The sequence below is a fragment of the Streptomyces sp. NPDC055078 genome, assembly GCF_053607985.1.
This window is the reverse complement of the sequence record NZ_JBSGUP010000376.1, coordinates 1-8079: the sequence shown is the minus strand read 5'-3', so window position 1 is coordinate 8079 and position 8079 is coordinate 1. Positions and strand designations below refer to the sequence as shown.

The following is an 8079-nucleotide window of genomic DNA, read 5'->3' as shown; positions in this document are numbered from 1 at the left end:
GGACACCCCCCGGCCCGCCGGCACCGGACCGGCGGACGAGACGCCACCGCCCGCACGACCGGCGGATGAGGCACCCCCCACCGGACATGACGCGGCCGGGACGCCGGAGCCGCCCCGCCGCGCCCGCCCCGCCCTCGGGCTGCTCACGGGCGGCGGCGCGGGCCCCGGCACCGCCGCGCCCGCCGGCTGGCCCGGCGCCCCCCGCCTCCCCGGTTCGCTGGCGCTCGGCCGCGCCCTGCGGCCGTTACGGCTCTCGCGCACCTCGCCCCACAACCGGGAGCTGGACGAGGAGGCCACGGCCGAGCGGGCCGCCGTCCTGGGCCTGTGGACCCCGGTGTGCCGGTCCGTACCGGAACGGCTGCTGGATCTGGTGCTGCTGGTGGACTCAGGCCCCCCGATGGCCCTGTGGCAGCAGACGGAACGGCAGCTTCGCGAACTGCTGGAGCAGACGGCCGCCTTCCGCACCGTGCGGCGCGTCCCCTTCGACCCCGCCGCCGCCCGCCCCCCGGTGCCCGCCGGGGAACACCGGCTGGTGCTGGTCCTCACCGACGGCGGCCATCCGGCCTGGCGCGACGGCCGGGCGGCGGGGCTGCTGCACCGGATCGCCGCGCGCTCCCCCACCGCCGTACTGAGCCTGCTGCCCCAGCAGCTCTGGGACGTCACCCTGCCCACCCTCACCCGGACCAGGCTGCGCCCCCCGGCCCCGGCGGCCCCCAACAGCGCCTACGGGGCCCGCTGGAGCGCGCCCGGGGCGGACGCCCTCGGGCCGCGCCCGGTGCCCGTGGCGCCCGTGCCCGACGACTCGGACGCGATCCCGGTGCCCGTCGTCGAGCTGCGCCCCGAGTCGCTGGGCCGCTGGGCCCGGCTGGTGGCCGCCGCCGACGGCGGCGAATGGCACACCGTGGCGGCGCTGCTGACCGCGCCGGGACGGGATCTGCGCGCCGAGCTGGTCGGCCCGGACGCCGGCTCCACCGAGATCCCGGCGGGCCTCCCGGCCGCCGACCCCTCCCGGCCCGCCGCCGTGCTGCGCGCGGCCCGCGCAGCCGAGGTCGTACGGCGCTTCCGCTCCCTGGCCTCCCCCGTCACGTACACCCTCGCGCGGCGGCTCGCGGCCGTTCCGCTGAATCTCCCCGTGATGCGGCTCCTCCAGCAGTCCCTGCCCGGCGCCCGGTTCTGGAATCTCGCGGAGATCGTCCTGCGGGGTCTGGTGCGCCCCATCGACCCCATCGACCCCACCGATCCGTCCGCGGACACCGAGGACGCCCACCGGGTCTCCTTCGACTTCGTGGAGGGCGTACGGGAGGAACTGCTCGCGCTGGGCAACCGGGCGGAGACCATAGGGGCGCTGCGCCAGGTCCAGCGCCATCTGGGGCCCCGGCTCGAAGCCCTGTGGCACGGCGGGTCCGCGCTGGTCACCCCGGACGGGCAGCCCGAGGGGATGCCGCTCACCGAGCAGACGCGCCCGTTCGCCGCCCATCTGTACACCGCGCTCTGCGCGCTGTCGGGGCCGTACCTCTCCCGGGCGAATCAGCTGGGCAGACTGCTGCGGCCCGACCCCTACCAGCCCCGGGTCGTGGCGGACGCCGCCCCGTCCGGCGGTCCCCCGGACGGCGGTTCACCCGTAAGCAGCATCTCCCCAACCGCGCCTGCGCGAAAGGGTGATGGCCCCTCCACGCCCATGACCAGGGACAGCGCGTCAATCCCCGCGGCGGGCTCCGCGAGTGCGATACGTTACCGCCCTCGGCAGCCTCAAGCGGACACCCCGAACCGTACGGGGCACGCACCGCTGCCCCCACCCCCGGCGGCTCCCGAGTCACCCGGTCCCGCCCATCCGCCTGCCCGAACCAATCAAGGAGGCACCGCTGTGTCTGCCGGTATGCCGGTCGCCCCGGGCCCTCGGGGTCCGCACGACGCTCCCCGTATCTGGGGGAACGTACCGCAGCGGAACAGGAATTTCACCGGGCGGGAAGCACTGCTCGAACAACTGAGAGACCGTCTGGGCGGCGGGATCACCGCGGTACTGCCGGAAGCCCTCCACGGCATGGGCGGTGTGGGCAAGTCCCAGATCGCCATCGAATACGTGTATTTGCACAGCAGGGACTACCGGCTGATCTGGTGGATTCCCGCCGAGCAGGAGAACCAGATCGTCCAGGCGTTCATCGAACTGGGCGAGCAGATGGGACTCCAGGCGGGCTCCGAGATCAGCGCGGTGCCGGCGGTGCTGAACGCGCTGCGGATAGGCGAGCCGTACAGCGATTGGCTGCTCGTCTTCGACAACGCGGAAGATCCCAAGGATGTACGGAAGTACTTTCCCAGCGACGGCCCCGGCCGCATCCTCGTGACCTCCCGCAACTCCCAGTGGTCCAGCATGGCTAGCTCCCTAGAGGTCAATGTGTTCGCCCGCGAGGAGAGCATCAAACTGCTGCGCCGGCGCAGCCCCCAGCTTCCCGACGAAGCCGTCGACCACCTGGCGGCGGCCCTCGGCGACCTGCCGCTCGCGGTCGAACAGGCCGCGGTGTGGCTGGCCGAGACCGGTATGCCGGTCCAGCAGTATCTGGAACTGTTCGAGCGCAAATGGGCCGAGCTGCTTCAGTCCGATCCGCCGCCGGACTACGAGATGCCGGTCGCCGCCGCGTGGAACGTCTCGCTGGAGCGGCTGCGCGAGGACCGCCCGGACGCCCTTCAGCTGCTCCAGGTCAGCGCGTTCTTCGCGCCCGAGCCGATCTCCTGGGACCTGTTCTCCGCCGTACGCGGGGTCAATGTGCCCCAGGCGCTCCAGGCCGCGCTGGACGACCCGGTCAAACTCGGCCGCGCGGTACGCGAGATCGGCCGGTACGCCCTCGCCCGCATCGACCACCGGCAGAGCACGATCCAGCTCCACCGGCTGGTACAGCGCGTGCTCGTCGAGCAGATGAACGCGCAGGAGCAGGCGCAGATGCGGCACGCCGCCCATCAGCTGCTGTCCAACGCCGACCCCCGGAACCCGCAGCGCGCGGCCCACTGGCCCACCTACTCCGCGCTCCTGCCGCACATCCGCGCCTCCAACGCGGTCGAGTGCGAGGAGCCCTGGACCCGCCGTCTGGTGCTCAACGAGGTGTGGTTCCTGCGCGAGCGCGGTGACTACGCCGCCGCCCTCTCCCTGGGCGAGCGCGCCGCCACCATCTGGCGCGAGCGCCTCGGCGATGACCACCAGGAAGTCCTGTCGATCGACCAGCAGCTCGCCGAGACCCTGCGGCAGCAGGGCGAGGACCTGAGCCGCGCGTACGACCTCCAGGCCGGTCTGGTGGAGCGCTTCCGCAACGCGCTGGGCGACTCCCACGAGGACACCCTCCAGGCCCAGAGCTTCATGGCCACCCACCACCGCAACCGCGGCGCCTTCTACCGGGCCAAGGAGCTGGACCAGCGCGTCTACGAGACCACCACCAGGGAGTTCGGCCCCGACGACCCCGCCACCCTGCTGTCCGCGCACAACTACGCGGTCAGTCTGCGGCTCGCGGGCGACGCCGAGCAGGCCCGCGCCCTGGACCAGGACACCTGGCAGCGCCGGGTCGAGGTCCTCGGCAGCGACCACCTGTACACCCTGACCACGTACAACGCCTATCTGCTGGACCTCCAGGAGGTCGGCCGCTACGAGGAGTCCCTCGAAGGGTACGAACAGCTCGCCGCCACCCTGCGCGAGCAGCTCGGCGAGGACCACTGGTTCACCACCCAGGTGACCCGCAACCTCTCGGTGACCCGCCGCAAGAAGGGCGACCACGAGGGCGCGTACGAGCTGTCGTCGCACGGTATGTCCCTGGTCCGCAAGCGCTTCGGCGACGAGGGCCGCTACTACCTCCAGATGGCGCTGAGCCACGCCAACGACCTCCGGCAGGTCGGCAAGCTCCTCGAATCCCGCGACCTGAGCGCGCGGGTGCTGGACCAGCACCGGGAACAGTTCGGACCCGAGCACCCGCACAGCTACGCCGTCGCGATGAACCTCGCGGTGGCCCTGCGGCTCCTCGGCGAGCACGAGTCCGCCCGGCAACTGGACGAGGAGGCATCCGACGGCCTGACCCGCACCCTGGGTTCGGAACACCCCCGGACCCTGCTCGCCCGGATGAACCTGGCCAGCGACTACTTCGCCCTCGGCCACCCCACCAAGGCGTTCGAGATCGACTCCGCCGTCGCCGCCGAGACCGAGCGGCTGCGGCTCAACCACCCCGCGAACCTCGCGATCCAGCTGAATCTGAGCCACGACCTCAGAGCGCTGGGCCGCGACGAGGAGAGCCGCGAGGTCTACCGCAAGGCCCTCGACACCTACCGCGAGATCCTCGGCCCTTCCCACCCCGCGACCCTTGACGCCGAGAAGGGCCTGCGCGCCAACGCCGACATCGACCTCATCTCCCTCTAGGACGTTCTGACGCCCCGCCGGGCCCGGACCAGCCACTGCGCGGGACGGGCGGCGCGGCCCTCAGGATCTGCTCAGGGCTCCCCGGACCGGTGCCACGACGGTGCGGGGAGCCCTCGTACGACAAACCCACCAAGGCCAACCCGCCACTTGCACAACGCTATTGATCACCCGTAACCCGCCCGGCATACTGAGTATGTCCGGGGTGGGGGATACAAACAGACTTCCGAGTCTCCCCCGGTCGGAGGGGCGAGGCTCGTTCCTCCGTGTGATCAGTCTCCAGGGGGAGATTTGCGCGGACAAGTGAAGAAGGCGTGCGTCGCCACCGTCGCCACGGCAGCGGCCGTGGCTCTGACAGCGGGTATGACCAGCCCGGTGTCGGCGGCGGATGAGCGCACGGGCAACCAGTCACCCGCGGGCGGCGACGCCCCGGGCACGGCGCGGCCGGGGCAGGGTCCCCAGCAGCGCCTCACGCTGATAACCGGTGACCGCGTCGTGATCGACGCGAAGGGCCGGGTCGCCAGGATCGAGCGGGGCGAGGGCCGGAAGAACGTACCCATACAGACCCGGACCCACGGCGGACGCACGTATGTGGTGCCGTCCGACGCCCGGCAGCTGATATCCAGCGGCAAGCTCGACCGGCGGCTGTTCGATATCGCCGAGTTGAAGAAGGCAGCGGACCGCAAGGGCCACGGCGACGGCCTGAGGGTCATCGTCGGCTACGGCGGGGACGCGGCCGGGACGGCCCGGACAGAGGTGCGCGGCACGGGCGGTACCCAGGTGCGGCGCACGCTGGGGGCGCTGAACGCGGACGCGATCTCGACGCCGCGCCAGGACGCCGGGGACCTGTGGGCCGCGCTCACCCGCACCCGTGGCGACGGTGCGCGGACGACGGCGTCCGGGATCAGCCGTATCTGGCTCGACGGAATCCGGCAGGCCAGCCTCGACAAGAGTGCCGCGCAGATCGGTGCGCCCAAGGTGTGGACCCGGGGTATCGAGGGTCAGGGCGTCAAGATCGCCGTACTGGACACCGGTATCGACGCCACCCACCCCGATCTGAAGTCCCAGGTGGTCGGGGCCAAGAACTTCACCCCGTCCCCCGACACCAAGGACCGTGACGGGCACGGCACGCATGTCGCGTCCATCGCGGCGGGTACGGGGGCCAAGTCGGGCGGCAAGTACAAGGGCATCGCGCCGAAGGCGAAGCTGCTGAACGGCAAGGTGCTGGACGACGGCGGCAGCGGTGATGACTCCGGCATCATCGCCGGTATCGACTGGGCCGTGGCCCAGGGCGCCCAGGTGATCAACCTCAGCCTCGGCGGGGCGGACACCCCTGAGATCGACCCGCTGGAAGCTCATGTCAACAAGGTGACGGCGGAGAAGGGCGTCCTGTTCGCGATCGCGGCGGGCAACTCAGGACCGGGCGCAGGGTCGGTCGACTCGCCCGGCAGCGCGGACGCCGCGCTCACCGTCGGCGCGGTCGACGACAAGGACAAGCTGGCCGATTTCTCCAGCATCGGCCCGCGCACGGGCGACGGCGCCGTCAAGCCGGACGTCACCGCGCCCGGTGTGAACACCACCGCCGCAGCGGCCGACGGCAGCACCCTCGCAGGGGAGGTGGGGCAGAACCCGCCGGGATACATGTCCATCTCCGGTACGTCGATGGCCACCCCGCATGTCGCGGGCGCCGCCGCGCTGCTGAAGCAGCAGCACCCGGGGTGGAAGCCTGCGGAGCTGAAGAGCGCGCTCGTCGCGTCCGCCAAGGGTGGCCCGTACTCGGCGTACCAGCAGGGGTCGGGCCGTATCGCGGTCGACAAGGCCGTCGATCAGACCGTGATCGCCGAGCCGGTGTCGGTGTCCTTCGGGGTGCAGCAGTGGCCGCACACCGACGACCAGCCCGTCTCCAAGAAGATCACGTACCGCAATCTCGGCACCAAGGACGTCACGCTCGATCTGGCGGCCTCGGGCACCGGCCCCAAGGGCAAGCCCGCGCCGGCCGGGTTCTTCACGGTCGGCACCCCCCGGGTGACGGTTCCGGCCGGGGGCACGGCGACCGCCGATCTGACGGTCAACACCCGCCTCGGCGGAACGGCGGACGGGGGCTACTCGGCCGTGGTCGTGGCGACCGGCGGCGGCCAGACCGTACGGACAGCCGCGGCGGTCGACCGTGAGGTCGAGTCGTACGACGTCACGTTCAAGCACATCGGACGCGACGGCAAGCCGAGCGCGAAGATGGATAGCAACTTGGCGGAATTCGGCGGGCCCGACTACGACATTTCCGACCCCTCAGGCACCGCCACGGTGCGAGTGCCCAAGGGCCACTACATCGTGGACACCTATCTGGCCCCCGATCCGCTGGACGCCACCAAGGGCTTCGACTGGTTGGTCCGTCCCCGGCTGGACATCACCAGGAACATGACGCTCACCATGGACGCCAGGGCCGCCAAGCCGGTGGACATCCGCGTGCCGTCCGCCAACGCCCGGCAGACACTCGCGGCGGCCACCTACGAAGTCGACGACCCCACCGGCAGGTTGGTCAACTGGATCTTCTTCGACTCGTTCAAGAACATCCGCACCGCGCACCTCGGCCCGCAGATCACCGACGGATCGCTGTCCCAGACCTGGACCGCGCAGTTCAAGAGCGGGCCGTCCAGCGAGTACAACGTCGCCTTCGGCGGCAAGACGCGGAAGCTGGCCACCGGACTCACCAAGCACTTCACGGCGAACGAATTCGCCACCGTAACCGCCGGTCTCGGCTCATCGGCGAAGACGCCGGGCAAGGAAGGCGAGCTGGAGACCACGGGAACTCTGCCCGACAGCGGATTCTCGGCCTCGGGCATCGCGCGGGTCCGCCTGCCCAGGACGCAGACAGTGCACCTGTCCACCGGTGACGGAGTCCGGTGGGAATTCTCGTACCTCCAGCTCCCCAGGCAGAAGCCCGATGGACCGACAATCTGGGATGCCGACTACTCCATTCCGCCGAAGGTCTACCGGGCCGGCAAGAAGTACAGCGAGAACTTCAACACCGCCGTCCACGCGCCCGCCCTCAGCCCGGAAGCCGGAATCTTCCGCGAGGGCAACCAGCTCTGGGGCGATCTGCCGGTCTTCGCCGACGGGCAGGGTCACCGCGGTTCGTCGGACTACACGTCCGTGCGGACCACGCTGCACCGGGACAAGACGAAGGTCGGCCAGAACGATGACCCGCTGACCGGTACCGAGAAGTTCACGGTAGGGGCCGCGGCGGCGACGTACACGCTGAAGACCTCCGTCAAGCGTGCGGCCGAGGTGGCCGCCGCCGCGAGCCGGATCGACGCGAGCTGGACCTTCCGGTCCGCCAAGCCCGCGGGCGACGCCCCGGTGAAGGTGCCGGCCTCTGTGGCGCGGTTCGGTGCGAAGGTCGGACTCGACAGTACGGCCAAGGCGGGCGCGACCCAGCTCGTGCCGGTGACGGTGCAGGGCCCGGCGGCCGGCCGGAACCTCAAGTCGCTCACCGTCCATGTGTCGTACGACCAGGGCAAGACCTGGAAGAAGCTGACCGTGAACAAGGGCGCGGTCTCGGTGAAGAACCCGGCGAAGGGCAAGGGGCTCTCGCTCCGGGCCGCCTTCGCCGACAAGAAAGGCAACAAGGGCGCGGTGACGGTCTACAACGCCTACTTCGGCAAGTAGACCCACCCCTCGGGGCGGCCCTGTGG

The 8079-nt window shown here is 71.2% G+C and carries 2 protein-coding genes; both read left to right on the top strand.

Features of this window, described 5'->3' with window-relative positions; translation table 11 throughout:
- Nucleotides 1–4390, top strand: a 4390-nt coding sequence (fxsT, locus tag ACWF94_RS26515) for an FxSxx-COOH system tetratricopeptide repeat protein (protein ID WP_453493461.1), incomplete at its 5' end; no start/stop codon positions are given.
- A gap of 360 nt (nucleotides 4391–4750) precedes the next feature.
- Nucleotides 4751–8053, top strand: a complete 3303-nt coding sequence (locus ACWF94_RS26510) for a S8 family peptidase (protein ID WP_453493464.1) — start codon at nucleotides 4751–4753, stop codon at nucleotides 8051–8053.
- The last annotated feature ends 26 nt before the right edge of the window (nucleotides 8054–8079 follow it).